This is a genomic window from Bariatricus sp. HCP28S3_A7 (assembly GCF_052066375.1).
Classification (GTDB): Bacteria; Bacillota; Clostridia; order Lachnospirales; family Lachnospiraceae; genus Allocoprococcus.
In genome coordinates this window covers 1-24432 of sequence record NZ_JBQHSG010000013.1, presented here as the reverse complement: position 1 = coordinate 24432, position 24432 = coordinate 1, and the positions used below count along the sequence as shown (strand labels likewise).

Sequence of the window (24432 nt, the reverse complement as noted above, 5' to 3'; positions counted from 1 at the left end):
TATCCTCCTTTTATATAAAAGTTTTGCTGTTCAGCATGATTCTATTCTAATACATCATTCGTAAATATACAAGGGAATTTATGCTTTAAATTATGAACATTGCATAACCTTGCTCATGTTTTTGTAAATTATGCATAGAATCTTTACGAAATCTTAAGAAAAAATTTCTCCCCATTTTTAGGGTTTTGGTGTATAGTGGTTAGTATATGAACAAGCGGATTTGCGGTTCTGCCGAGTCGAACTTGATATTTACACGAAGAGAAAGAATACTGGACAGACGAAATGGAGCGAGGTTATATGAGAAAACGATGGAATAGTTTAGCTGTGATCTTGTGCGTATCTTTGTTTGTAATGGGATGCAGTGAACAGGCGCAGAATACTGGAAATGACAGCAATACTGCTACGAATAAGACAGAAGTGCAGACCAATGAAAAGCAGAGCAATCTGGATGTATTGCAGCCGATGGCTTATGGAAATGTACAGGGGCTTACGCTTGAGAAGGGAACAAGCATTTCCATTATTGGAAGAGGCAGTTCATCTGCTTATTGGACAGAAATCAAGGCAGGAGCTCAGAGAGCCATTGATGATATGAACAGTATGTTGGGATATAAGGGTGATGATAAAGTCAAGCTGACGTATTCTGCACCGGCGATGGAAGATGATGTGGATGACCAGGTAAATATTCTGGATGAAGAACTGGCACGCTATCCGTCAGCAATAGGAATTGCGGCAGTTGACTCTGGGGCCTGTGAAGTACAGTTTGATCTGGCGGCTGAAAATGGAATTCCGGTAGTAGCATTTGATTCGGGGACAGATTATCAGGATATCGTATGTATGATCGATACAAATAACATGGAAGCAGCGGCCATGGCGGCGAATAAGCTTTGCGATATGATTGATAATGAGGGCGAAGTAATTGCTGTGATGCATGATAACAAATCAACCTCAGCAAAAGAGAGAGAAGAAGGATTCCAAAATACGATTCAGCAGAAGCATTCGAATGTGCAGGTGGTAGAAAAGTATCACCTGGATGATCTGGAAGATTTACAGAAGCAGATTGAACTGGAACAAAAAGAAGAAGATAAGACAGAGGACAATGGCAGCAGCGAGCCGGAGAAAGATGGTGAAGACAGTGATACTCCGGACGTGGACGAGGCTGCTGCAAGTATGACTCAGGAAGATGCAGTGAAGTATATATTGGAAAAACACCCGGATGTGAAGGGAATCTATACAACGAATGAAACGACGGCAAAACTGGTACTCAGTGTTCTGGAGGAGTTGGATGGAAATGATGTCAAAGTGGTCAGCTTTGATGGCGGAAAGGAACAGCTGGAGCGTCTGGAAGAAGGTTCATTGGATGGCTTGATTGTTCAGAATCCATACGGAATCGGTTACGCTACAGTCGTAGCCTGCGCACGCGCGATCCTCAGCCAGGGCAATGAAGCAGAAGTGAATGCAGGATTCACCTGGGTGACAAGAGATAATATGGACAGCGAAGCAATTCAGAAAATGATGTATTAACAATCAGAGAATCAGTCAGACATGATTAGCTATAGGAAAACCCGCCGTATCAAGACTCAGCGAGAAGCTGGATCGGGATACGGCGGGTTTCTTTATCCTTTCTGCAAAGAGAAAATAAATTCAGTTCCAACGCCTTCTGTACTGATCACGTTGATGTTTTCATTGTGAGCCTGGATGATTTCTTTTACGATGGAAAGACCAAGTCCGGTTCCTTTTTTGTCTTTCCCCCGTGAAGCGTCTGTTTTATAGAAACGTTCCCATATCTTATTCAGACTGGATCTGGGAATGCCGATTCCGTTATCTTTTACAGAAATGAACACTTTTTCTCCGCGCTCAGTGGTTTCGACGGTAATCGAGGAATCCGTGCCGCTGAACTTAATTGCATTGTCCAGAAGGTTGTAGAGTACCTGTTCGATTTTGCGTTTGTCAGCATAAACATGCAGTTTGCGAGAAGCAAACAGAAGCTCAATCGTAATTTTCTTTGCCGTGCAGGTCCCTTCGAAGGATTCGGCTGTGTTTCGTATGACTTCATGAATATCGAAAGATGTCTTATCCAGAAGAAGGTCTTTGGTGTCAAATTCGTTCAAGGTGAGCAAATCTCGGGTGAGATCTGTCAGACGTTCCGTTTCGAACAGAATGATCTTCAAGTATTTATCCTGCATTTCCGGAGGGATTGTGCCATCGGCCATGGCTTCCACGTAACCTTTGATGGAAGTCAGAGGGGAACGGAAATCGTGTGAGACATTCGCCACAAATTTTTTCTGGTAATCTTCCATATCTTTTAGTTGAGAAGACATGTAATTCAGGGAAGCGGACAGGTAGCCCATTTCATCCTGAGTATCAACCGGAATCACGACGTCCAGATTGCCGGAAGCATATTGCTTGGCGGCATCCGTGATTTTACAGAGCGGACGGTAGATGAAAAAATGTATTCCCATAAAAATCATGAAAGACAACAAATATACAACTAATACTATAATTGCGGTGTTCCGGGTAATGATGGAACGACTTTGATCTATGTCGCGATAAGGCTTATGGATCAGCAGATACCCCTTGGTAGAAAATTTCTGTGTTACAGGTGCGATCACAGTGATCATTTTCTGATCAAAATATCCGTGATAATCACCAATCAGATACTGACTGCTTCCCGCTTCAGCCGGATCAAAATCCTCAATGTAAGAAGGAATATAGGAAGCATCTTCGCTTTTGGCAGATGCGATCATGTTTCCTTCTTTGTCAACAAACCAGATCGTTGAATCCAGATAAGAGCGCATTCCGTTCAGCTGTGTGTAGACATCCGCGGTAGAAATCTGTTCCGAAAAATATCTTGGAAGATAGTCGGAGGTGACCAGATTCGCCTCCTGATATAAATTTCCCGATATCTCACGTTCCAGATAACTGGAAGTCAGTGTCGATGAAAGTGCACTTACCGTAAAAAGACTCAAAAATCCGAAAATAGCATATAAAAGCACAAATTTCATGTAGAGAGTACTTTTCATTCTTTCACCTCGAATTTATAGCCTATGCCCCAGACCGTGCTCAGTCTCCAGGACGGATGGTCCTTTATCTTTTCACGAAGACGTTTGATGTGTACGTCGACCGTGCGGGTATCTCCGATGTATTCATATCCCCAAATCTGATCCAGAAGCTGTTCCCTGGTAAATACCTGATTGGGAGAAGAAGCAAGAAAATACAGAAGTTCCAGCTCCTTCGGCGGCATGTCAACATTTACACCGTCCACCATGACGGAATAGTTGGTAAGATTGATCACGATGCCGGGGTATTCCACACATTTTCCACGGTCCGGAGTATTTTGTTCCGATTTTGCAGGGTGATAACGTCTTAAAACAGCTTTGATACGTGCGACCAGCTCTTTGGAATCAAAGGGTTTGAGTACGTAATCATCAGCTCCGAGTTCCAGACCGAGTACTTTATCGAAAACCTCCCCTTTTGCAGAGAGCATGATGATCGGTGTGCTGGATTTGCTGCGGATTTCACGACATACCTGATAGCCGTCAATTCCCGGAAGCATGAGATCCAGAAGAACTAAGTTCGGATGGTAGCTGTCAAACGCAGTCAGAGCATCTTCACCATCGTGTACCATCATTGTGTCAAAGCATTCCTTCGTCAGGTAGAGAGAAATCAGCTCTGCAATATTTTCATCATCATCTACAATTAAAATTTTCTGTTTTGTTACCATGATTTATGTCCTTTCAATGAGATAGCATACCTGTGGTTTACTGTTCGCACAGTCTTATTTGAATTCTACAATCGTTACACCGGCATCTCCCTCGCCAAATGCTCCGAGACGGAAGGATTTGACATGCTTTTGACGGCGCAGATATTGATGGATGCCATTGCGCAGTGCACCGGTTCCCTTTCCGTGTACAATGCGGACCGGGCTTAAATGGGCAAGATACGCATCATCCAGGTATTTGTCGAGTTCAGCAACGGCTTCATCCACCGTTTTACCGAGAAGATTAATCTCGGAACTGATGTGCATGGATTTGTTCATTTTCATTTTGCCGCTGGAAGTACGCCGCATCTGTTTTGCGGTAATTGTCAGTGGTTCTTCAATGATTTCAAGGTCCGACATGGATACCTGGGAGCGCAAGATTCCCATCTGTACGAAAAGATTACCTTTTGCGTCAGGAAGGGAGCTCACTGTTCCGGTAAGATTCATACTGAGTACCTTGACGGAATCTCCGAGGTGGAAATCAGAAGCCTTGTGCTCCTTTTTCGGTTTTGCCGGTTCGATACGGGAAGAATTCTGTGTCTTTGCCAGTTGTTTACGGATGCGTTCCCGTTCTTTCTCCATCTCGGCAGCAGACACATTTTCCTTGCCGAATTTGCGGAAATTTTTCATAGTCTCATCGGCAAAATCCTTCGCTTCTCTTACAATAGCGCTTGCTTTTTCGTTGGCTTCCCGGAGAATCTTGTCGCGCTGTGCGTCCAGTTTATCCTGCTTGATCTTCATTTCGGATTTCATGCGTTCCATCTCCCGACGGTAGGAAGCAACTTCATCCCGCTCTTTTTCAATGGTTTTGCGGCTTGCCTCCAGATCGGTCAGCAGATCCTCAAAGGATTCGTCCTCCTCACTCAGACGGCTTTTGGCATCCTGAATGATGTAAGAGGGGAGTCCGAGCTTCTCAGAAATTGCAAACGCGTTACTCTTTCCGGGAATTCCGATCAGTAGATGGTAGGTGGGACTTAAGGTTTCAACATCGAACTCGCAGCAGGCATTTTCCACGCCCGGTGTCGAGAGTGCAAATACCTTCAGTTCGCTGTAGTGTGTGGTAGCCATGGTGCGAATTCCCCGATTATGCAGATAAGACAAAATTGCAATGGCAAGTGCAGCACCTTCTGTCGGATCTGTTCCTGCGCCAAGCTCATCGAAAAGTACCAGCGAATCTTCATCTACGTGTTTCAAGAACGATACGATGTTCGTCATGTGGGAAGAAAACGTACTCAGAGACTGTTCGATGCTCTGCTCATCCCCAATATCCGCGAAAACCTGCCGGAATACAGAAAGTTCTGAACGGTCAAGTGCCGGAATGTGAAGTCCGGCCTGCCCCATCAGAGTAAACAGCCCAACCGTTTTCAAAGAAACCGTCTTGCCGCCGGTATTTGGTCCTGTGACGATGAGCAGATCAAAAGTATCTCCTAACGTAACACTGATCGGCACAACTTTTTTCTTGTCAAGAAGAGGATGTCGACCCTCACGGATTCGGATTCGCCCTTTTGTATTAAAAGTGGGACGACTTGCGTTCATATCCAGTGCCAGAGCACCTTTTGCAAAAATCATATCCAGTTCGGTCATGACGCGGTAATCGGTGCGGATCTCTTCGGTATATTCAGCCACATCCGCACTGATCCGGGCGAGAATGACCTGAATTTCCTCCTGTTCCTGGGCATAAAGCTCCTTCAAATCGTTATTCAATTTTACAACCGCCATTGGTTCGATGAACAAAGTAGAGCCGGTAGAGGATTGATCGTGGATCATGCCCTGTACCTGACTGCGGTACTCTGCTTTCACCGGAAGGCAATACCGGTCACCACGCATCGTGATGATGGCATCCTGCAAATAGGAACGAAGTGAGCCGTTTAACAGTCCGTTTAATGTGGAATGGATTTTGTCATTCATTCCAGAAATGCTGCGGCGTATCTGCTTCAGCTTTGAACTGGCATCATCGCTGATTTCGTCTTCGCTGATAATACAACGATCAATTTCGGCGCAGACCGGGGCAAGCGGAGAAATCTGTTCAAAGTATGCATCCAGGCAATCCGCGCATTCTTCCACAGTATCGTGTTTGCCGTAAACCTTCGCCCGTGCTGCCACTTTCAGAAGCTTTCCGATTCGAAGAAGTTCCGCTGCATTTAACGCACTGCCGATTTCCAGTCGTTTCAGGGAATCGGTCACAGCATAGCATCCGCTGAAAGAAAGATGACCTTTCTTGATGATTCGGGTAAATGCCGCGGCAGTCTGTTCCTGGGCGGTTTCAATCGCTCCGATGTCAGTCATCGGTTTCAGCTTCTGACAGGCCTGTTTTCCTCCCGGGGAGGAAGCATGTTCTGTGAGCATATTAATGATTTTATCAAATTCAAGTTTATATAAAGTTTTCTTATTCATAATTACACCTCATATTTTATCTGTTTCTATTCTACAGTATTTATATTGGAAATGAAAGTGAAAAGGATAAATTTATTATCATTGAACATTGAAGCAGAATCATGTATACTACTAAAGAGAGCATTGAACGAAACGCTTTGAATTGAAGGAGAAATAACATGTTCAAAAAGCGGGATGAAGATCAGAAAGTGCAAGAATCTATGTCACAGAATCCGGAAGCGTCCGATCATGAAGAAGAGGAACATTATTCTTTTCTTCAGGAGACGTTTAAAGATGAACAGATGACTGGGAAAAAGCTAAGAAATATAATCTGTAAAACAGCAGGCAAAGGCTTGATATTCGGTCTTACTGCCTGTCTGGCATTTTGTGCGGCAAGACCGTGGGCAGAAGTTATTTTTTCAGGAAAAAGCGGCACCGTTTCGATTCCCGAAGATACGGATGAAGATGTGACGGAGAAGGATCCGACGGGGGAAGGAGAAGGAGACGTACAGCAGGAAGAAGCGGTTACATATCCTGCCCTGACGGTCGATAATTACCGGGAAATGAGCCGGGCACTCTATCAGGTGGCTTCTCAGGCAAACAAATGTGTCGTGGAGGTCAGTGCAGTAAAGAATGAGGATAACTGGGAAAATATTGTCTATGATGATGTGAACAGTGTTTCCGGCACCATTGTATGGGAGAATGCACTGGAAATCATAATTCTGGCACCTGCGAGAATCATGAAGGATGCCCAAAGCCTGAATGTGACATTTTCAGACGGTGTAACGTATCCGGCATCACTAAAGAAACAGGATCGAAATCTGGGAATGGCAGTATTCTCTGTTGAACGAAGGTTGCTTTCCAGTTCGACAGCAGGGCAGATTGTCGCGGCAACGCTTGGAAACTCCAACATTGTAGGAAAAGGAGACCCTGTAATTGCACTTGGCAAACAATTTGGATACGCGGGAGGTACCGGATATGGCATTATCAGTTCTGTGAAAAACCGGGTGGCCGTGGCGGACGGTGAGTACAGGCTGCTTACGACTGATATAGCGGCAGCTCCGGGAGGAAGCGGAGCTTTGTTTAATACGAATGGGGAAGTTATCGGGATTATCGATCAGAAGATTACCGATAATGAAAGCATGAATCTGGTTACTGCTTATGCGGTTTCTGATTTGAAACAGTATATAGAACAGCTCTCCAATGGGAAAGCAATTCCATATCTGGGAGTAAAGGGAGTAGAGGTACCTGACAGTGTTGCAGAGACGGATGGAATTCCGGAAGGCATTTACGTGAAGGAAGTCGAAGCAGATTCTCCGGCAATGAAAGCAGGAATTCAGAGCGGAGATGTGATCGTGGAGCTGAATAAGAATCAGATATCGACGGTCTCCGGATACGGAAAGCGTCTGATGGAATGCGAAGTCGGGCAGCAGATCAAGGTGAAGGGAAAGCGCCAGGGAGCTTCCGGATATGTGGATGTAGAATTTACTGTCACAGTAGGAAGCAAAGAATAAGATTGCCATAAGAATATGGCACCGGATGGGTCCGGAAAGTTTAAAGAAGTTAGAAAGAGGATAGACATGAGATACATCAATACATTACACGAAGGCGAGACAATTAGAACAATTTATCTTTGCAAAGGAAAAAGAAGCGCAGAGACGAGAAATGGGAAACCATACGATAATCTGATGCTGCAGGATAAGACGGGAACTCTGGATGGAAAGATCTGGGACCCGAATTCCAACGGGATTGCAGATTATGATGAGAAAGACTTTGTGGAAGTGTTTGGTGATGTGATCAGTTATAATGGAAATCTGCAGCTGAATATCAAACAGCTCCGAGTTGCAGGAGAAGGAGAATATAATCCGGTCGATTATATGCCGACCAGTGACAAGAGCGTGGATGGAATGTACGAAGAATTGATGCGCTACGGTGCACAGGTTAAGAATCCATATTTACAGCAGATCATTCAGTATTATTTTGTTAAAGATGAAGCATTTATCAAGAGATTTAAAGGCCATTCAGCAGCAAAGACAGTACATCATGGCTTTGCAGGAGGTCTTTTGGAACATACACTCAGCGTTGTGAAAATGTGTGAATACATGGCTGGGGCGTATTCCATTTTAAGTAAAGATCTGCTTTATACGGCAGCTATGTGCCATGATATCGGAAAGACTCGGGAACTTTCTCCTTTCCCTGATAATGACTATACAGATGACGGTCAGCTTCTGGGACACATTGTGATCGGTGTGGAGATGATCGATGATGCGATTCGCGAAATACCGGATTTCCCGAAAAGACTGGCAAGCGAACTGAAGCACTGCATTATCGCACACCACGGCGAGCTGGAATACGGATCTCCGAAAAAACCGGCACTTGCAGAAGCGGTGGCACTTAATTTCGCAGACTGCACAGATGCAAAGATGCAGACACTGACCGAGATTTTTAAAGATAAGAATACAACAGACTGGCTGGGATATAACAAACTGTTTGAATCGAACCTGAGAAAGTCCAGCATTTAACAAGAAGCAGAAGGGACGGAAGAAATATCTTTCGTCCTTTATAGATTGGATGAAGGAGAACATCATGTTAAAGAAAAATGATATGGCAGTTGTGACAATTTCGGATATGGGAGTGGATGGCGAAGGAATCGGAAAAGTAGATGGATATACACTTTTTGTAAAAGATGCCGTAATCGGAGATGTTGTAAATGTAAAAGTGATGAAAGCAAAAAAACAGTACGGTTACGCCCGCCTGATGGAAATCGTGGAGCCGTCTCCATACCGCACAGAACCGGTTTGTTCGGTCGCAAGACAGTGCGGCGGCTGTCAGATTCAAAGCCTTTCCTACGAAAAACAGTTGGAATTCAAGAAAAATAAAGTAAGAGGAAACCTGATCAGAATCGGTGGATTTGAAGAAAAACTGATCGATCGGATCATGGAGCCGATCGCGGGAATGGAAGAACCATTTCACTATCGCAATAAAGCCCAGTACCCGATTGGAAAAGACAAAGAAGGAAACTTGATTGCCGGATTTTATGCAGGACGCACCCATCAGATTATTTCCAATCACGATTGCGCACTTGGAGTTCCGATCAATCGTGTGATTCTGGAAAAAGTGCTGGCATTTATGAAAGAAAACCATATCAGCGCTTACGATGAGACTACCGGAAAGGGGCTTGTGCGCCATGTGCTGATCCGGTTTGGATTTATCACGAAAGAAATCATGGTCTGCCTTGTAATTAATGGAACGAAGCTTCCATGCGCTGAAAAACTGACCGAATCCCTGGCTCAAATCCCGGGAATGACCAGCATTACCTATAACATTAATTGTGAGAATACAAATGTAATTATGGGAAATGAAATTCGTTTACTATGGGGACAGGAATATATCACAGATTATATCGGAGATGTAAAATACCAGATTTCCCCGCTTTCTTTTTATCAGGTAAATCCGGTGCAGACGAACGTGCTGTATGGACAGGCGCTGGAATACGCCGGTCTCACCGGAAACGAGACAGTGTGGGACGTATACTGCGGGATTGGGACTATTTCGCTCTTCCTTGCACAGAAGGCGAAAAAAGTTTATGGTGTCGAAATCGTACCGCAGGCAATCGAGGATGCTAAGAGAAATGCCGAAATCAATGGAATTCAGAACGCAGAATTCTATGTCGGAAAAGCCGAAGAAGTCCTGCCGGATTATTATGCCGCGTATGCCAAAGAGCATCCGGGAGAAAATGCACACGCAGACGTAATCGTGGTGGATCCGCCGCGGAAAGGGTGCGAAGAGAGCGTGCTTTCGACCATGGTAAATATGGGACCGGACCGGATTGTGTATGTGAGCTGCGATTCTGCGACGCTGGCGAGGGATTTGAAATACCTGTGTGAGAATGGATATGGACTCGAGAAGGTGCGGGCGGTGGATATGTTTCCTATGACGGGGCATGTCGAGACCGTATGTTGTCTACATCGGGTGAATTCGTAGAAGTCCTTTGTTTTAGGCACTTTGCGAGATATATGAGTTTCGCACCTACAGGTAAACAGGGACGAAAAAAGCAGATTATGGACGGAATCGAGGTATCGGTAGTTCTGCATCTGGTATGAGTGGACACATGAAAAAGAAAATTTCATTTTTATTTGAATATCGTTAAAACAGTCAAAAGGACGCTTGTTTTTCAGAATTTCTGAGAGGTAAGAGTCCTTTTCTTTTATTCAGATTAAATGGAGGATAATTGAGATGACAAAGAAAAGAGTAATGTGTTCATCAAAGGATTACGAGTCGGGTGCAGGTATTGTTCTGGTAAAGGTTTCAGAACTTCATGATTTTAAAGACCATCCTTTTAAGGTGGAGCAAAATCAGAAATTGTTTGAATTACGCCAAAGCATGGAAAAGGAAGGGGTTTTGGTTCCGCTGTTAATCCGCCATAATACGGATGGTGACGGTTATGAAATTATCGCAGGACACAGAAGAAAGGCGGCAGCCATATGGGCAGGTATGGAAGAAGTGCCAGCCATTATCCGTGATTTGGACGATGACCAGTCAATCATTGCGATGGTAGACAGTAATCTCCAAAGAGAAAAAATTCTGCCGAGTGAAAAAGCATTTGCCTATAAGATGCGACTGGAAGCAATGAAACATCAAGGCAGAGTAGATGATATGACTTCGGACCCATTGGGACCGAAGTATATGGAAAACAATCGCAGCAATGAACAGCTTGCCCGGATGGTGGGGGAAAGTGTGACACAGATTAAAAGATATATCCGTCTGACAAAATTGATTCCAAAGATTTTGGATATGGTTGACCGGGAGCTGCTTGCAATTCGTTCAGCGGTGGAAATTTCCTTCCTGACGGAAGCAGAACAGTATGAACTTCATGCTGTGATGGAACTGGAACAGTGTGTCCCAAACATTTCGCAGGCGAACCGGTTAAAGCGGATGAGCCAACAAAAATGTCTTGATATGGATATGATTTACGAAATTTTGGAGGAAATCAAGCCGAACCAGAGGGAACAAATCAAAATCCCACTTGAGCGGATCGGAAAGTATTTCCCGGCAGATTATACGCCGGCTCAACAGGCAGACTTGATTGAAAAGTTACTCAAAGGGTGGGCACAGAAGAATAGGAAAAGTAATGTGCATTAGGTATTATAGAGAAAGACTTTTTCCAATTTTTGGGAGAAAGTTAACGTCAGACGATGGTGACGCAATATATGATTACGAAATGGAGTGTGAAGAAGCTATGGAACTGAATTATAGGAATGTAAACGGATATTTGCTTCCAGAACTGGAGTATAAATCCGGAGAACAGATGACACAACTTGGAAAATATGGATTTCTCCGCAGAGATTATTTGAAAAATCATAAATGGGCGAAATATCAGGTAATGCTTTTACAGGACACAATAGGAGAACATCTTCTGGAGATTGACCAGGCGGCAAGGAAACGGGAAGAGATTATCCTGAGAGAGCTGGAAAAAAGTGATCCATTGGCAGAGAAAGGGGTTGACCAGATGGCTTGGGTAAGGGCTGCTAACAAACACAGAGCAATCGCAGAGGAAATCATTTTAGAAGAACTGATTTACGTTTAATGAAATAATAAATAAACAGAATAAATGAAGGAAAAGGCACAGGTCATGAAAATTGATTTGTGTCTTTTTTCATAAGGAGGTGAGGAGCTTGGCACAGATTTTTCGTGTGGAGAGAACTAAGAATTATACGGTAATGAGTAATCACCATTTCAAGAATAAGAATCTGACATTGAAAGCGAAAGGCTTATTGTCGCTGATGTTAAGCCTACCAGACGATTGGAATTATAACATGCAGGGACTGGCAACATTGAGCAGAGATGGAATTGATTCTGTTCGTTCCGCAATTAAGGAATTAGAGCATCATGGATATGTGGAACGTCACAGATTGCGTAACGAATATGGCTTTTATGGAGATACCGAATTATTATCCGGGAAGTTCCATTAGGAGAAGAAAATGATTGAATGGAGATGAGAAGAGCCTAAAGGTGGATAGTCCAATTTGGGACAAGAATGCAAGTGTAGCCCTGGATCAGACGGAGCAGGCAGAGAACGAAAAGAAGCTCCGCACCGTTTATGGTGAAAAGCATAGCCGATTTCAGGAACTGGAGGCACTCATCCAGGAGAAGAATGACACGAGGGAAATCGGCAGACGCAGACGGTCAGTACATGGTTTTGAAATTCTGGAGCTACGAGACCTTTGATAAGGATGCCGTCAATCAGATGAAGGTTGGAGATGTCCTGCTCCTGCGGGGAGAGCCACGAAGGATTGATGCACTGAAGCGCAGCGAGAACAGCCTCGGGGAAACCACCTGTGCGGATATCAACGGCGACATGGCAGAAGATGGCATCACGCTGGCGGCGGATTTCCTGTATGCCGATCATTCCTCGGTGGCAAATCCCGGAGACCCGGAGCCGGAATGGGCCAGAAGCGATGCTGCTGCCTTCCCGGATTATATCGCAGGCAGAGAGCTGTATGGCAATAATTCCTACGCCCAGATTCGCGGCGGAGGACTTGCTGAGTTGAACATCGAGTAGGTGCCGTAAATAGAAAATGTGATTCAGGTCATCCCCGGAATATCATCTTCTGATCAGATGGTATTCCGGGGATTTTTGCGTTTTGGAATGCGTGCTCACAAAACAACACAACTGCATATTCTGCTGAACAAATGTCTTTGTAACCCCTCATGAATGAGGGGTGGGGCGTTGAAGTGTCGGAGACACTTTTTTGTATCGTTAATATTGAACAACAAGGATGAAAACTTGCTGTGATTCGTTTTCATGACATATTGACTTCCTAACGAATATTAGGTATAATATTCCTAACGACTATTAGGAATATGAAGATTGGAGAAAAGAAATGGAAAAGATAAAAACAAAGGACAGAATTCTTTTCGCAGCGCTTGATTTGTTTTCTGAAAAGGGATATGACCAGACATCCATTGATTTAGTTGCAGAAGCTGTGGGAATAAAAGGTCCATCCATATACGCACATTATAAGGGAAAGGAAGATATTCTCGATTCCCTGATTGCCATGATGGAACATAAATATGACGAGAATTTCGGAAATAGCTCTCATTTGGATAAGATTCCGGAATCACTGGATGAATTCAAGGAAGATTGTCTGAGACGAGTTGGATTCACAATGAAGGATCCGCAGATACAAAAGGTCAGAAGATTTTGTACAAAGGAGCAGTATAGAAATGAAAAGATTGCGGCACTTACATCAAAGCACCAGCTGACCGGAAATCAGGAAATGTATGCTCTGATGTTAGAAAAAATGATGGAAAAGAATTTGATTCGCAGGTTTGATGCCAATCTGCTTGCTCTGGAAATCGTAGCACCGGTAACAGTGATGATAGAGATTGCAGACCGGGAGCCTGACAGGACGGACGAAATGTGGACGCAGATAGGTGTGCATCTGTCACATTTTGTTGAAATTTATGGGATGAAGTAAGTTGATCGTACAAACCATCACCAGTGAACAGATGAATGACAGAAAATTACGGAATGTGTAAAAGCAAATATAGGCATTGTGTAGATGAAAATGAAAAGATATTATGACACCACTTTATGCAATTTCAGCAGTATGTTTTTGGGTAACCGCACTGTAAAAAAGCAATTTCCCATTTAAGGAAGGAGATGCGTTCATGATTGGAATCTATTTTAGCGGAACTGGAAATACAAAACATTGTGTCGAAAAGTTAGTCAAACTGTTGGACGCGTCTGCTCAGAGTTTTCCGTTAGAACATACAGAGATGATTCAAATATTGACAAAGCATGACATCATTGCGCTGGGCTACCCGACGCAGTTTTCCAATGCCCCTATCATAGTGCGTGATTTTATTAAAAATCATTCTTCTCTATGGAATGGGAAAAAGGTCTTTTGCGTCAATACGATGGGGCTTTTCAGCGGTGATGGAACAGGATGTACGGCTCGAATTTTAAGAAAACGCGGGGCGACAATACTCGGCGGTTTGCAGATCAAAATGCCGGATTCCGTCTGCGACAGCAAACTGCTGAAGAAAACGCCAGAGGAAAACCGGGAGATCGTACGTCAGGCCGACCAAAAGATAGAAGCTGCCGCACGGCAGATCAAGCAAGGAAACTACCCCCAGGACGGGCTGTCCTTCTTTTCCCACCTGAAGGGACTTTTTGGACAGCGGCTGTGGTTTTACGGCAAGACGGCGGGATACACAGACAAGCTGAAAATCAGCGAAAAATGCGTGGGCTGCGGGCTGTGCGTCTCTTTATGCCCCACGAAAAATCTCTCCATGCGAGACGGGAAAGCCACCGCGCAAGACCGGTGTACCATGTGTTACCGCTGTATCAGCCGCTGCCCCCAAAAGGCCATCACGCTGCTCGGGGACGAGGTAATAGAGCAGTGCCGGTTTGAAAAATACGGCTCTGAGGAGTGAAAGTGCATGAGGGCGGAAAGCGGCTTATGGATAGAAAAATTGGGATGTCGATGCGTTTTCGGATGAGGGCAATGAAAAGCCGGTGTGTTTGCAATTTCAAGAGACGAGTGGCTCACCGGAGAATCAAAATTTGCGAGGATATGAAAATGGAGTATAGAACACTATCCGTGGATGAAGCAGAACAATTCTGGAGTTTGATGAAACAATTGGATTACTATATGGCAAGGGTAAGATAAATTCTCGTTTACACGACAATGACTTACGATATAAGCAGGTACAGAATAAAATGATAAATGCGCCCCGATGGGTAAGGAAGGAGTATATGAAAATGATCGTTTCGGAAAAAGAGCTTTGTAAATCGAACGAAGCGGACTCGTCTTCCTCGGAAAGACTTGGAAAGGCGATAATCGCGCTTCTTGTTATTGCGGCTGTGCTGATTGTAGCCCTTGCGGGAGCGTGGACTATGTTCGGCACCCAGCTCACGGCGGCCATGACCATCGAGAAGCTGGATGATCATCTGTGGAGTATGGAATATAAGGGAGACTATGGCTTCGATGGCTTTCTGGGGCAGGGCGGGGCAAAAAGCGACGCCGAGATGGGAGACTGCATCGCCTCATTCCTCTCTCACGGCTTCTGGAAGCCGGACATCTCCACCGCCGGGGGAAACTACGGCTGCTCCACCGTCGCGGTGACAAGTCCCGACGGTGCGGCCCTCTTTGGCCGCAACTTCGACTGGGAAGAATGTGACAAAATGCTGGTACATACCATCCCCAAGAATGGCTATGAGTCCATCGCCACCTGCAATTTGGACTTCCTGGGCTTTGGGGAGGACTGGAAGCCCGATGGAAGCATGGGCGATAAGTTCATGGCGCTGGCTTCCGTCTACGCTATCCTGGACGGCATGAACGAAAAGGGCCTGTGCGTGGCTGATCTCATGGTGAGCCACGAGGAGGGTGTAGACCAGAATACCGATAAGCCCGACATTACCATTGTCTCCGGTCTGCGGCTGCTGCTGGACAAGGCGGCGAATGTAGAGGAAGCGTTGGAATTGCTTTCGCAGTATGATATGCACTTTTCCCTGGGCCGCGCCCAGCACTTCTCCCTCTCCGACGCTGCCGGGCGGAGCGTGGCGGTGGAGTGGCAAAACGGCGAGATGGTGGTGACGGACACCCCGGTGGTGACCAACTTCTATCTCCACGGGGACGACGGCACCTCCGGAAGTGGACAGTCCTATGTGCGTTTTAACACGCTCACCCAGCGGCGGAATGCGGCAAAGGGCGTGATGACCGCCGAGGAAGTCCGCACCTCGCTGGCGGCTGTGGCACAGAGCAACTTCCCCGGCGAGAACGGCGGAGAGAAAACCTGCTGGAGCTGCGTCTATGACCAGCCGGAAATCGTAAACCGGCTGATCGAACAGCTGGCTCAGCGGGCGAAGTGTCTGGAGGTTTGATTTTACGAAATCAGTGACTGAAAAGAGAAGGTGTAAGCGAATGTGGAGTTACATAGCGGGGGGAGTATTCCTTGCCCTGGCAATGTATTTCATTGTCCAGGGGATACGATGCGGTGCGGCGGTGAGGGAAAGTAAAAACCGTCTTGCCGCTTACAATGCCCAGACGGCGGCATTAAGCTACGGCGAAATAACCTATGTCGATTCGGGTGAGGGCGAGGTGATTTTATCCGTCCACGGCATTTTCGGCGGCTATGACCAGGCTTATGACACCTGTAAGGACTTTTGCTCCGACTATCGGATCATCGCTCCCTCACGGTTCGGATACCTGGGAAGCGACGTTTCCGGCGACGGAACGCCCGCCAGGCAGGCGGCGGCCTATGTGGAGCTGCTGGACAAGCTGGGCATTGACAAGGTGCACCTTCTGGCCACATCGGCAGGCGGCAGCGTCGCGATCCGATTTGCCCTTGATTATCCCCAGCGCACGAAGGGTCTGATTTTATACTGCTCCGCCATGCCGCCTGTGGAGAAGCCGGAGAAATATGCCGAATATGCCGGACCGCCCCCGTTCCTGTGCAACGATTACGTCATGTTCCTGTTAAGCCCTATGTTTGAGCCGATCATGGGGATGGAGCAGTCCACCATTTACAGTATGCTACCCATAAACGACAGAAAAGTCGGCGTGATACTGGACGCTTCCGTTACCAACCCCGATATGGCGAGGGACTTTGGGGAGTATCCGATTGAGGATTTACAGGTCCCCACGCTGATTTTCCACGCAAAGGACGATAAGCTGGCAAGCTACATCGAAACGGAGAGGGCGGTAGCAAGATTCCCAAATTGCACGTTCATTTCCTTTGAAAGTGGCGGGCATTTGCTGACAGGACACGCAGAGGAAATCAAAGAAGCGGTTTCCGATTTTGTGGAAGACAGATCGCATTGACAGAACTTCTTTTGGCACATTGCCGGGGAATGGGACAGGAGGCTCAAAATGAAAATGAAACGGAAAGACAGAATCGTACTGAAAACCGCCGGGGCAATGCTTGTGCTGCTGTTGTTCTTTTTCGCGCAAGGAGCAATCGTGGTGATCACGGGAATAGAGGGCATTCCCTCCGCGCTGATCAGGGGTGCTGTAATCTGGGGGCTTGTGATTATCACATTGGCGAATTCCATCATCCGATACAAAGGAATCTTAAAGCTGGGATTTCGCAGTGCGGAAAAAGGGGCAGCGAAGAGAATGCTCTATTTTTCGCCGCTTTTGCTCATTGCCCTTTCCCCTTTTACGGCGGGAATAAACTTTAACGGTGGTGCGGCATTGATTTTAGCAAACTTGTTTTTGACGCTTGGAATCGGTATGGCGGAGGAAATCTTCTTTCGGGGCATCATCTGCGGCCTGTGGTTGGAGCGCGGCGTGGGAAAGGCAATGATAATCTCATCTGTTCTATTCGGGTTCAGCCATCTCCTGAACATAGCTGGCGGTGCAGAATTGGGGGAAACAGTTCTCCAGATCTGCTTCGCTCTGGTCTACGGGATGGTATTTGCCCTGATTTTCGCTGAAAGCGGCAGTCTTCTCCCCTGCGTACTGCTCCACGCTCTGCATGACTTCTGTTCCTTCATCAGCGGGGAGGCTTCCGCTCAGTTTGAGATATTTCTGGGTGCGGTACAGTTTATCGTCTTGCTGGTCTATTTCCTCTATCTGTTCCGAATAACTGCTCGCAAAAGGGAACCGGCTATGAAAGGCAGGTGAAAACCGATGAAAAAGTATCAGGTCATGTACTATGCGGGAGCTGCGATCAGCCTGCTGGTGGGGCTGTGGCACTTTACCGTGCCGTGGATGTTTGGCTGGGATTCCTATATCCCCTATGAGACATTGGTGGTCCCATCAATTATGTAAACCTGTGCTTTTCCTTTTTGCTGTCTGGGCTGAGCCTTACCGTGATCCTGTGGGGCAAAAAGGTGTTTGCAGGAAACCCGGAGGCGTTCTATCTCTACGGCTTTTTGCTGGCCCTTTGGATTTTCCGGGTGGTTGTGGCGGCGATCTATCCCTGCCCGCCGGAATCAAATGTGTGGATGTCCTACGGGCAGCTGAGCGGCTCTGTTCTGGTATGTCTTCTGCTGCTTGTACCGTTTATCCGAGTGGCCTGCACAAGGAAGAATCAAAAAAAGTAACAGGTTGCCTTGCGCTTTGCTCATGGCTAAAACAAGATTCATTTGAGGAGTTGCATAATGAAATATCCGATGGAAGAACTTCTCCCTTATTCCCTGCTTGCCCTTTTTGTGCTGGCAGTGTTTTACGGCATATATTATGCCAAGATGCTGGCGCAGAAGCGCCGCGGCATCCGGACGCGGCAAATCGGACAGCGGAAAGAAAAGTCCATTCACACAGTGGAACTACTGATGAGCATGGCCACGCTGGGCGTTGTGATTGCACAGCTTGTGTCCATAGCGTTAGGCTGGAGCTGCCTTGCGGCAAACGCTCGCTTTACCGGCTTTGGCACTGGGATGCTCGTCGGACTGCTGGTCGGTATGTGCGTAAAAAAATTGTGAGGAGGATACCAATGAATTTTTGCCAAAAGGAGGATTGGAGGGCAACCGTATGGGTTCTTTGCTGAAATCAACGAGGAATACGAGAGCGCTTCCCACGGGAACCTTGCGGTATATCAGAAGCGATTATCCGGGGTGCCTTTCGGATGAAGAAGTCAGCTGGCTGCGAAAAAATGGCGTTACTACAATCATTGACCTGCGAGATAAGACTGAATATGCAGAAAAGCCATGCAGACTTGAGACGGAAAGCGGGTTTACCTACTATCATCTGCCTGTTACCGGGGGCGGAGCCGTACCAGAATCTCCGGATTCTGTTGCCGATGCTTATGTCAAGATGATAGATGGACAGATGGAGCGGATCATTTGTGCCATTGTGAAGGCGGAAAGCAATGTGCTGTACTTTTGCGGCGCGGGAAAAGACAGAACCGGCGTGGTTTCCGCGATCCTGCTGAAACAGCTCGGATTCAGCGACAGCGTGATCATCGAGGATTACATGAAAACGAAGGACAACCTATTGGACTTCCTGAAAGCGTTCGCTGCGGAGCATCCGGAGGTAAACATTCATACCATTCTCCCAAGAGAGGAGAATATAAAAAAGGTTTTGGCTGCCCTTTCCCAAATCGAGGAGAAAGCGCAAAGCGTTTTTACCGGAGAAGCGGATATATAGAAACGAAATATCGGATCAAACCTGGAGGTATATAAGTGAGTATGGAGAAAAATGCACCGTTTATGATTACGCAGGCGCGGCCGGAGGACGCCGCCGCCCTGCTGGACTATTTGAAATGCGTCGGCGGAGAGACGGACAATCTCAGCTTCGGCCCGGAGGGCGTACCGCTGGATGTAGAGGCGGAAACGCAGTATCTGGCCGCGCAGGTCGCTTCAAAGGACAATGTGCAGTATCTTGCCTGGGCGGACGGTCAAATCATCGGAGATGCCAGTTTGAACCGCAAGCCGAGGCGCATGAGCCATCGGGGCGAGTTCGGGATCAGCGTGCGAAAAGCCTATTGGGGCTACGGGGCCGCCTCCGCGCTCATGGAAGCCGTTCTTGCGTTTGCTGTGGAAAACGGCTTTGAGCAGATCAATCTGGAGGTCCGAAGCGACAATCTCCGCGCCATCCGGCTCTATGAGAAGTTCGGCTTCCGCAAGCTGTGTACCTTCCCGGCCTTCTTTAAGCTGAACGGGCAGTACATTGACTTTGATCTGATGAACCGGGACATGCGCTAAGCAGTCATGAGTAAGATTTTTTGAAAGAGGAGAAAATGAAATGAAAAAAATATTGAATAAACTTTTCATCATAGCAAGTTTAGGTTTGATCGTAGCGGGTGCAATCTTTCTGTGCGTCAGCATTTTTGACGGAAATGAGACCACGACACCATTGGCAATCGCATTGGCGTGCATATTGCTGTCAAACCTTTTTAATGTGATTCGGATGAATATGGATAAGAAATAGCAACTTGATCATGTTCAATCAAACCAAATCTGAATCCTGAAAGGAAACCATTATGAAACAGCAAAAATTTTTCGTTATTGTTATAACCGTCTGTGCCCTCCTGCTATCTCTGGCCGGGTGCGCATCCAGCTCCGCCTTTGACGGCAGCAGCGCAAAGAACGCGGATTCCTACCACTTGGATGTCAAAATCATGAACGGCACGGATACCCACACCCTGGAGCTGAAGTAGGGTGATACGCTCAAAATTTTATTCGAGACGGTGAAAGGGGCGCTGGAGATGAAGATTACGTCACCGGATGGAACATCGCTCTATCAGGGAGACGGAACCGTGACGGAATTTACCGTGGAGGCTCCTGTGGACGGTCCCTACGCAATCGTCGTTGCGGGGCAGAATGCAAAGGGCAGGATCCACGTTGATGTGGAAAAAGTGCCTGCGAGTACGGAACCGGCGGAGACACCGGAGCCGTCGAATTCCACTGTGGAAGAAGAAATCCTTCCCGCTGAGGCTCCTACCAGGGAAACGACGGACACCTCCGTTTCCATCGCGCCACCGGTGCAGGAGCATAATAATCCGGATGCCGTGACAGCGGAACCGGTACATATTCGCTGAGTGGCGATATTCTCTCCGCCGACATGACCAATGACTTTGACCAAAGCTCCATGAAAATGGAGTTTACGGCTGAGAAAACGGATGACGGGACTTTCCTGTACACAGAATATAAGGGGCTCTTGCTTTGCTGGTCGCAGGGCGAGGGCGAAACAGGAAAGGGTGGAGATGATGAAGCTGAGTCGGGTTATCCGGGAGCGGATGTGGTAGAACTTGTGAATCTCCGCGGCGACACGACAACGGTATATAAATTAGCGGACGGCACCTATATGGATTGCATTGAACGCCGTTTTATCTATAACGGTACGGATACCTGGACCGACGAGGACAGGGGGAGTGGAAATTGTAAGTTTTGAAAATGTAAATATCACATGTCCTGAACATACACATATTGAGCCGTGTGTGATATTAGGTGTCAAATTTTTCGAAATTATAAGCGTGAAAAGATGAGAGGAGTTGGCTGACGTATGAAAAAAGATCATTCAAAAAAGCGATATATTGGAAAGATAATCGTGGCGTTTCTATTTGGAGCTGCAATCATGGCATTCATAAGATATATATCTTATGGGGGCATGAACTCCGGAACACAGGTAAATAATGAAGAATTTCTGAAAGTTGCAGAGGGAATCGATGATATTGCGATACCGGAAAATGTAAAGATATTCGCTCTTGGAGAGGCGACCCACGGAAATAAAGAATTTCAAGAATTAAAGCTTGATTTGTTTAGAAAAATGGTCGAGGAATATAACTGCAAGGCCTTTGCCTTAGAAGCAGATTATGGTGGATGCTTATTGGTAAATCAATATATACACGGTGAGGGGAAATTTACGGAAGATGATGCAGTGAAAGCACTTGCTTTTCATATTTACCAGACGGATGAAATGAGGGCATTGATTCGCTATATGGCAGATTATAATCAACAGGCAAAACCGGAAGAGATGTTAAGCTTTTATGGGTTTGATATGCAAAACTCCGACTTGGATCAAAAATGTGTAGATGAAGCGTTTTCAGAACTTAAGATGCAGTATACCGATATGGAAGATGCTGCGGATACTTTAAAGAATATACCGGGGATGGAAATGTATGCGCAGGCAGCGAGATGTTATCTGCAAAATCAGGAGCTTAGTAATGCGTCAAATGTAGATTATGCAAAAATAAGAGATCATTATATGGCTGAAAACATCGACTGGATTTATGAGCATGTTCAGAAAGGAAACGAATCTATGCTTATGATTTCGGGGCATAACGGACATGTGGCAAAGAAGAGTACATATACTACATTCATGGGTGAAGAACTGTTTGATAAATATGGTGATGATTATTTTGTCATTGGCACAGATTTTTACAAAACAGAATGCAATTTGCCTGGAAAAAATGGAAAAAGAATTACGCGAAAATTTTATTCTGCTGATCCTTTGGCAAATACAGCGTATGCCCTTGGGATGGATATGACGTATCTTGATTTTGATAAACTGCAAAAATCAGAAAAAATAAAGAACATTATCAATCAGAGTATGCTGATGGGATCACTCGGAGAGGGTTATAGCTTTTTGAATAAGATCTTACCAAATAGCTATAGAATCAATGATGTCCCAGCAGAATTATATGACGGAATGATTATTGTGATAAATGCGACACCAACAGATATAAAGCATTAATGAAAAAATATGGAGGGAGGAACAAATGATGATATGATACAGAAAAGGTTTGGCTTGGATATTCCGGTTTTTGTTATTTTGCAGGAAAAGTTAGAAGATATATTAAGCAAGGCTCCCGATTGGTGGGGAACATCTGACAAAGATATATACGATAATCTAATTTTTGTGATGTCTCTTGCTACCGCTGAAATCATTGCGGAGAAAATTGGAGAACCGACAAAAGAATTGGAACAGAAACTTTGAATTTGTGGAGGAAACAAACATGGAAGATAATAAATCAATGACTGTCAAGAAAACGGTAAAATCAGGAATAACTTTTGGAAGTGCATTAGCTATGGTTATTAGTTATACAACGTGGAAGTCTGTCGGCTGGGCGATTTTTCATGGATTACTTAGTTGGGTGTATGTCATATATTTCCTTTTGCGCTATTAAATCGGGATTTCAGGAGGTGTTTTTATGCCACAAATGAATAAGGGAGGAAAATTTATTTTCGGGAAATCACTCATTCGGACGGATGGAACATTGCGGATTCCACCGCAGGCAATGGAAGAATATCACATTGCAGATGAAGGAAAAGCATATCTTTTTACCGGAAGTAAGATTACCGGTGGCTTCTGCGTCACCCGGAAAGGCCTTTTGCATCCGTCAAAACTTGGTCACATTTTGGACGATACTCCACCGTTGCTTGACTACTCAGCAGGTTCTGGCGAATTTATCAAATACAAGGGGCGTTCCTACTGCTGGGTAGAGATTTCACAGGAGGGGCAAATTCTTCTTACGAAGAAAATGATGGATTTTTTGAAGGTGAGACCCGGAATGGAGCTGCTCTCTATCCGCAGTAGCGACATCGCGTTTACGATGGGAGCTAAAGGACCGCTATTGGAAAAAGCAGAAAACTATGATGGTGAAATTCCGCTTTTTTAAGTGTAACAATTTGAATTTGTGGAGGATAACTATTGTGGATAAAGCAGTTATTTATATACATGGAAAAGGTGGTAATGCTGAAGAAGCTATTCATTACAAACCGCTCTTTAGTAATTGTGATGTGATTGGTCTCGACTATACTGCACAGTTTCCATGGGAAGCAAAAGAAGAATTTCCATTACTTTTTAATTCAATTTATAGAAACTACAAGACTGTTGAAGTAATTGCCAATAGCATTGGAGCGTATTTTGCTATCAATGCCTTATCAAATCAGCAAATAGAGAAAGCATATTTTATTTCGCCCGTTGTAGATATGGAAAGGCTTATTGCTGATATGATGATTTGGGCAAATGTTACAGAGGATGAACTCAAAGAGAAAAAAGAAATTCAGACAACCTTTGGAGAGACTCTTTCATGGGATTATCTTTGCTATGCAAGAGAAAATCCTATTATATGGGAAATCCCAACGCACATTTTGTATGGTGAAAAAGATAATCTTACCGCTTATGGAACGATATTTGAATTTGTACAGAGGACTAATTCAACACTTTCTATTATGAAAAATGGAGAGCATTGGTTTCATACGGATGAACAAATGAAATTTCTTGATGAATGGATAATAAAATCTTCCAAATAAATTCAAGTTTACAGAACTGAATCAAAAGAGCTCGAAGGAGCTCTTTTTCCTTTTTTATAATAGTATCATTATGGTATAATAGAGACATTAAAATCGGAAGTTGGAGGATACACGCATGAAAATTGTAATCATTAATGGAAGTGCCAGAAAAGGAAATACGCTGGCAGCAATCAATGCATTTATAAAAGGAGCGTCAGAAAAGAATAAAATTGAAATCATTGAACCCGACAAACTCAACATTGCACCATGCAAGGGATGTGGTGTCTGTCAATGCTCTAAGGGATGCGTCGATAAGGATGATACAAATTCTACCATTGATAAAATTGCTGCCGCAGATATGATTCTTTTTTCTACACCAGTTTATTGGTGGGGAATGTCAGCACAATTGAAACTTATCATTGATAAGTGCTACTGCCGTGGATTGCAGTTAAAAAACAAAAAAGTTGGCACAATTGTTGTAGGTGGTTCTCCCGTAGGCAGCATCCAGTATGAGCTGATTGATAAGCAGTTTGACTGTATGGCAAAATATCTTTCATGGGATATGCTTTTCAAAAAATCATATTATGCAACAGCCAGAGATGAACTTGAAAAA

33 protein-coding genes are annotated in these 24432 nt (G+C 45.3%); 30 read left to right on the top strand and 3 right to left on the bottom strand.

Annotated elements, in window-relative coordinates; all coding sequences use genetic code 11:
* Positions 1–297: 297 nt before the first annotated feature.
* Positions 298–1521 carry a substrate-binding domain-containing protein gene (locus ACTNA4_RS10055; RefSeq protein WP_427806868.1) on the top strand — a complete coding sequence of 408 codons (1224 nt, stop codon included), beginning with the start codon at positions 298–300 and terminating at the stop codon, positions 1519–1521.
* A gap of 92 nt (positions 1522–1613) precedes the next feature.
* Here the strand turns inward: ACTNA4_RS10055 and ACTNA4_RS10050 are convergent, their stop codons facing one another.
* From ACTNA4_RS10050 to ACTNA4_RS10040, 3 genes are read right to left on the bottom strand one after another with little or no spacing between them, the layout of a single operon-like run.
* A complete protein-coding gene (locus ACTNA4_RS10050; RefSeq protein WP_441029890.1) occupies positions 1614–3020 on the bottom strand; it encodes a sensor histidine kinase in 1407 nt (468 codons plus the stop codon).
* The gene (locus tag ACTNA4_RS10045) at positions 3017–3721 is read right to left on the bottom strand and encodes a response regulator (RefSeq protein WP_427806866.1); all 705 of its coding nucleotides are present in this window, start codon (positions 3719–3721) and stop codon (positions 3017–3019) included. Before ACTNA4_RS10045 ends, ACTNA4_RS10050 begins: the two co-directional genes overlap by 4 nt.
* Positions 3722–3775: 54 nt before the next feature.
* Complete coding sequence (locus ACTNA4_RS10040; protein ID WP_427819956.1) at positions 3776–6151, bottom strand: endonuclease MutS2; 2376 nt, start codon at positions 6149–6151, stop codon at positions 3776–3778.
* A gap of 158 nt (positions 6152–6309) precedes the next feature.
* On the opposite strand from ACTNA4_RS10040, the gene ACTNA4_RS10035 reads away from it, so the two are divergent.
* The 29 genes from ACTNA4_RS10035 to ACTNA4_RS09895 form a co-directional block, all read left to right on the top strand.
* The gene (locus tag ACTNA4_RS10035; RefSeq protein WP_441029889.1) at positions 6310–7644 is read left to right on the top strand and encodes a S1C family serine protease; all 1335 of its coding nucleotides are present in this window, start codon (positions 6310–6312) and stop codon (positions 7642–7644) included.
* Positions 7645–7710: 66 nt separating this feature from the next.
* A complete protein-coding gene (locus ACTNA4_RS10030; protein WP_320856181.1) occupies positions 7711–8652 on the top strand; it encodes a 3'-5' exoribonuclease YhaM family protein in 942 nt (313 codons plus the stop codon).
* A 64-nt stretch (positions 8653–8716) separates the two neighbouring features.
* Positions 8717–10114 (top strand): 23S rRNA (uracil(1939)-C(5))-methyltransferase RlmD, encoded by a 1398-nt coding sequence (rlmD, locus tag ACTNA4_RS10025; protein ID WP_441029887.1) that lies wholly within the window; start codon positions 8717–8719, stop codon positions 10112–10114.
* A gap of 252 nt (positions 10115–10366) precedes the next feature.
* Positions 10367–11272 (top strand): ParB/RepB/Spo0J family partition protein, encoded by a 906-nt coding sequence (locus ACTNA4_RS10020; RefSeq protein ID WP_441018198.1) that lies wholly within the window; start codon positions 10367–10369, stop codon positions 11270–11272.
* A gap of 97 nt (positions 11273–11369) precedes the next feature.
* A complete protein-coding gene (locus tag ACTNA4_RS10015; RefSeq protein WP_441029885.1) occupies positions 11370–11717 on the top strand; it encodes a TnpV protein in 348 nt (115 codons plus the stop codon).
* An 88-nt stretch (positions 11718–11805) separates the two neighbouring features.
* Positions 11806–12102, top strand: coding sequence for a helix-turn-helix domain-containing protein (locus tag ACTNA4_RS10010; RefSeq protein ID WP_441029883.1), 297 nt, complete (start codon positions 11806–11808; stop codon positions 12100–12102).
* 13 nt (positions 12103–12115) lie between these two features.
* Positions 12116–12358, top strand: a complete 243-nt coding sequence (locus ACTNA4_RS10005; RefSeq protein ID WP_441029881.1) for a hypothetical protein — start codon at positions 12116–12118, stop codon at positions 12356–12358.
* On the top strand, positions 12285–12692 hold the full coding sequence (locus ACTNA4_RS10000) for a hypothetical protein (protein WP_441029879.1): 408 nt from the start codon (positions 12285–12287) through the stop codon (positions 12690–12692). The genes ACTNA4_RS10005 and ACTNA4_RS10000 overlap by 74 nt, the downstream gene beginning before the upstream one ends.
* A 322-nt stretch (positions 12693–13014) precedes the next feature.
* Positions 13015–13611 carry a TetR/AcrR family transcriptional regulator gene (locus tag ACTNA4_RS09995; protein ID WP_154431767.1) on the top strand — a complete coding sequence of 199 codons (597 nt, stop codon included), beginning with the start codon at positions 13015–13017 and terminating at the stop codon, positions 13609–13611.
* A gap of 193 nt (positions 13612–13804) precedes the next feature.
* Positions 13805–14572 carry an EFR1 family ferrodoxin gene (locus tag ACTNA4_RS09990; protein ID WP_441029877.1) on the top strand — a complete coding sequence of 256 codons (768 nt, stop codon included), beginning with the start codon at positions 13805–13807 and terminating at the stop codon, positions 14570–14572.
* A gap of 26 nt (positions 14573–14598) precedes the next feature.
* Positions 14599–14808 (top strand): hypothetical protein, encoded by a 210-nt coding sequence (locus ACTNA4_RS09985; RefSeq protein ID WP_441029875.1) that lies wholly within the window; start codon positions 14599–14601, stop codon positions 14806–14808.
* A gap of 86 nt (positions 14809–14894) precedes the next feature.
* Positions 14895–16022, top strand: coding sequence for a linear amide C-N hydrolase (locus ACTNA4_RS09980; RefSeq protein ID WP_441029873.1), 1128 nt, complete (start codon positions 14895–14897; stop codon positions 16020–16022).
* A gap of 40 nt (positions 16023–16062) precedes the next feature.
* Positions 16063–16962 (top strand): alpha/beta fold hydrolase, encoded by a 900-nt coding sequence (locus ACTNA4_RS09975; RefSeq protein WP_441029872.1) that lies wholly within the window; start codon positions 16063–16065, stop codon positions 16960–16962.
* A gap of 48 nt (positions 16963–17010) precedes the next feature.
* Positions 17011–17766: a lysostaphin resistance A-like protein gene (locus ACTNA4_RS09970; RefSeq protein ID WP_441029870.1), complete on the top strand. Its 756-nt coding sequence runs from the start codon at positions 17011–17013 to the stop codon at positions 17764–17766.
* Between the two features lie 6 nt (positions 17767–17772).
* Positions 17773–17913 (top strand): hypothetical protein, encoded by a 141-nt coding sequence (locus tag ACTNA4_RS09965; RefSeq protein WP_441029868.1) that lies wholly within the window; start codon positions 17773–17775, stop codon positions 17911–17913.
* Between the two features lie 62 nt (positions 17914–17975).
* Positions 17976–18188 carry a hypothetical protein gene (locus ACTNA4_RS09960; RefSeq protein WP_441029866.1) on the top strand — a complete coding sequence of 71 codons (213 nt, stop codon included), beginning with the start codon at positions 17976–17978 and terminating at the stop codon, positions 18186–18188.
* 57 nt (positions 18189–18245) lie between these two features.
* The gene (locus tag ACTNA4_RS09955) at positions 18246–18566 is read left to right on the top strand and encodes a hypothetical protein (RefSeq protein WP_441029864.1); all 321 of its coding nucleotides are present in this window, start codon (positions 18246–18248) and stop codon (positions 18564–18566) included.
* A 49-nt stretch (positions 18567–18615) separates the two neighbouring features.
* A complete protein-coding gene (locus ACTNA4_RS09950; protein WP_427819981.1) occupies positions 18616–19230 on the top strand; it encodes a tyrosine-protein phosphatase in 615 nt (204 codons plus the stop codon).
* 41 nt (positions 19231–19271) lie between these two features.
* The gene (locus ACTNA4_RS09945; RefSeq protein WP_427819996.1) at positions 19272–19787 is read left to right on the top strand and encodes a GNAT family N-acetyltransferase; all 516 of its coding nucleotides are present in this window, start codon (positions 19272–19274) and stop codon (positions 19785–19787) included.
* Positions 19788–19827: 40 nt separating this feature from the next.
* Positions 19828–20013 (top strand): hypothetical protein, encoded by a 186-nt coding sequence (locus tag ACTNA4_RS09940; RefSeq protein WP_441029862.1) that lies wholly within the window; start codon positions 19828–19830, stop codon positions 20011–20013.
* A gap of 52 nt (positions 20014–20065) precedes the next feature.
* Positions 20066–20242, top strand: coding sequence for a hypothetical protein (locus ACTNA4_RS09935; RefSeq protein WP_427819982.1), 177 nt, complete (start codon positions 20066–20068; stop codon positions 20240–20242).
* Between the two features lie 48 nt (positions 20243–20290).
* Positions 20291–20623 carry a hypothetical protein gene (locus ACTNA4_RS09930; RefSeq protein ID WP_427819983.1) on the top strand — a complete coding sequence of 111 codons (333 nt, stop codon included), beginning with the start codon at positions 20291–20293 and terminating at the stop codon, positions 20621–20623.
* 56 nt (positions 20624–20679) lie between these two features.
* Positions 20680–20976: a hypothetical protein gene (locus ACTNA4_RS09925; protein WP_441029860.1), complete on the top strand. Its 297-nt coding sequence runs from the start codon at positions 20680–20682 to the stop codon at positions 20974–20976.
* Positions 20977–21087: 111 nt separating this feature from the next.
* The gene (locus ACTNA4_RS09920; RefSeq protein ID WP_441029859.1) at positions 21088–22278 is read left to right on the top strand and encodes an erythromycin esterase family protein; all 1191 of its coding nucleotides are present in this window, start codon (positions 21088–21090) and stop codon (positions 22276–22278) included.
* 33 nt (positions 22279–22311) lie between these two features.
* Positions 22312–22521, top strand: coding sequence for a DUF1697 domain-containing protein (locus ACTNA4_RS09915; RefSeq protein ID WP_427819986.1), 210 nt, complete (start codon positions 22312–22314; stop codon positions 22519–22521).
* Positions 22522–22540: 19 nt separating this feature from the next.
* Entirely contained in the window at positions 22541–22711 is a 171-nt protein-coding gene (locus ACTNA4_RS09910; protein ID WP_015535374.1) for a hypothetical protein, read from the top strand.
* 24 nt (positions 22712–22735) lie between these two features.
* Complete coding sequence (locus ACTNA4_RS09905; RefSeq protein WP_427806821.1) at positions 22736–23203, top strand: hypothetical protein; 468 nt, start codon at positions 22736–22738, stop codon at positions 23201–23203.
* A 34-nt stretch (positions 23204–23237) separates the two neighbouring features.
* Positions 23238–23840, top strand: coding sequence for an alpha/beta hydrolase (locus tag ACTNA4_RS09900; protein ID WP_005337276.1), 603 nt, complete (start codon positions 23238–23240; stop codon positions 23838–23840).
* A 115-nt stretch (positions 23841–23955) separates the two neighbouring features.
* A partial coding sequence (locus tag ACTNA4_RS09895; protein ID WP_441029857.1) for a flavodoxin family protein occupies positions 23956–24432 on the top strand: 477 nt, incomplete at its 3' end.

Excerpts from the sequence above, each read along its gene's own strand:
- ACTNA4_RS10055 (WP_427806868.1), top strand. The coding sequence starts at position 298 with ATGAGAAAACGATGGAATAGTTTAGCTGTGATCTTGTGCGTATCTTTG.
- ACTNA4_RS10050 (WP_441029890.1), bottom strand. The coding sequence starts at position 3,020 with ATGAAAAGTACTCTCTACATGAAATTTGTGCTTTTATATGCTATTTTC.
- ACTNA4_RS10045 (WP_427806866.1), bottom strand. The coding sequence starts at position 3,721 with ATGGTAACAAAACAGAAAATTTTAATTGTAGATGATGATGAAAATATT.
- ACTNA4_RS10040 (WP_427819956.1), bottom strand. The coding sequence starts at position 6,151 with ATGAATAAGAAAACTTTATATAAACTTGAATTTGATAAAATCATTAAT.
- ACTNA4_RS10035 (WP_441029889.1), top strand. The coding sequence starts at position 6,310 with ATGTTCAAAAAGCGGGATGAAGATCAGAAAGTGCAAGAATCTATGTCA.
- ACTNA4_RS10030 (WP_320856181.1), top strand. The coding sequence starts at position 7,711 with ATGAGATACATCAATACATTACACGAAGGCGAGACAATTAGAACAATT.
- rlmD (WP_441029887.1), top strand. The coding sequence starts at position 8,717 with ATGTTAAAGAAAAATGATATGGCAGTTGTGACAATTTCGGATATGGGA.
- ACTNA4_RS10020 (WP_441018198.1), top strand. The coding sequence starts at position 10,367 with ATGACAAAGAAAAGAGTAATGTGTTCATCAAAGGATTACGAGTCGGGT.
- ACTNA4_RS10015 (WP_441029885.1), top strand. The coding sequence starts at position 11,370 with ATGGAACTGAATTATAGGAATGTAAACGGATATTTGCTTCCAGAACTG.
- ACTNA4_RS10000 (WP_441029879.1), top strand. The coding sequence starts at position 12,285 with ATGACACGAGGGAAATCGGCAGACGCAGACGGTCAGTACATGGTTTTG.
- ACTNA4_RS09995 (WP_154431767.1), top strand. The coding sequence starts at position 13,015 with ATGGAAAAGATAAAAACAAAGGACAGAATTCTTTTCGCAGCGCTTGAT.
- ACTNA4_RS09990 (WP_441029877.1), top strand. The coding sequence starts at position 13,805 with ATGATTGGAATCTATTTTAGCGGAACTGGAAATACAAAACATTGTGTC.
- ACTNA4_RS09985 (WP_441029875.1), top strand. The coding sequence starts at position 14,599 with ATGGATAGAAAAATTGGGATGTCGATGCGTTTTCGGATGAGGGCAATG.
- ACTNA4_RS09980 (WP_441029873.1), top strand. The coding sequence starts at position 14,895 with ATGAAAATGATCGTTTCGGAAAAAGAGCTTTGTAAATCGAACGAAGCG.
- ACTNA4_RS09975 (WP_441029872.1), top strand. The coding sequence starts at position 16,063 with ATGTGGAGTTACATAGCGGGGGGAGTATTCCTTGCCCTGGCAATGTAT.
- ACTNA4_RS09970 (WP_441029870.1), top strand. The coding sequence starts at position 17,011 with ATGAAAATGAAACGGAAAGACAGAATCGTACTGAAAACCGCCGGGGCA.
- ACTNA4_RS09965 (WP_441029868.1), top strand. The coding sequence starts at position 17,773 with ATGAAAAAGTATCAGGTCATGTACTATGCGGGAGCTGCGATCAGCCTG.
- ACTNA4_RS09955 (WP_441029864.1), top strand. The coding sequence starts at position 18,246 with ATGAAATATCCGATGGAAGAACTTCTCCCTTATTCCCTGCTTGCCCTT.
- ACTNA4_RS09950 (WP_427819981.1), top strand. The coding sequence starts at position 18,616 with ATGGGTTCTTTGCTGAAATCAACGAGGAATACGAGAGCGCTTCCCACG.
- ACTNA4_RS09945 (WP_427819996.1), top strand. The coding sequence starts at position 19,272 with ATGGAGAAAAATGCACCGTTTATGATTACGCAGGCGCGGCCGGAGGAC.
- ACTNA4_RS09940 (WP_441029862.1), top strand. The coding sequence starts at position 19,828 with ATGAAAAAAATATTGAATAAACTTTTCATCATAGCAAGTTTAGGTTTG.
- ACTNA4_RS09935 (WP_427819982.1), top strand. The coding sequence starts at position 20,066 with ATGAAACAGCAAAAATTTTTCGTTATTGTTATAACCGTCTGTGCCCTC.
- ACTNA4_RS09930 (WP_427819983.1), top strand. The coding sequence starts at position 20,291 with ATGAAGATTACGTCACCGGATGGAACATCGCTCTATCAGGGAGACGGA.
- ACTNA4_RS09925 (WP_441029860.1), top strand. The coding sequence starts at position 20,680 with ATGGAGTTTACGGCTGAGAAAACGGATGACGGGACTTTCCTGTACACA.
- ACTNA4_RS09920 (WP_441029859.1), top strand. The coding sequence starts at position 21,088 with ATGAAAAAAGATCATTCAAAAAAGCGATATATTGGAAAGATAATCGTG.
- ACTNA4_RS09915 (WP_427819986.1), top strand. The coding sequence starts at position 22,312 with ATGATACAGAAAAGGTTTGGCTTGGATATTCCGGTTTTTGTTATTTTG.
- ACTNA4_RS09910 (WP_015535374.1), top strand. The coding sequence starts at position 22,541 with ATGGAAGATAATAAATCAATGACTGTCAAGAAAACGGTAAAATCAGGA.
- ACTNA4_RS09905 (WP_427806821.1), top strand. The coding sequence starts at position 22,736 with ATGCCACAAATGAATAAGGGAGGAAAATTTATTTTCGGGAAATCACTC.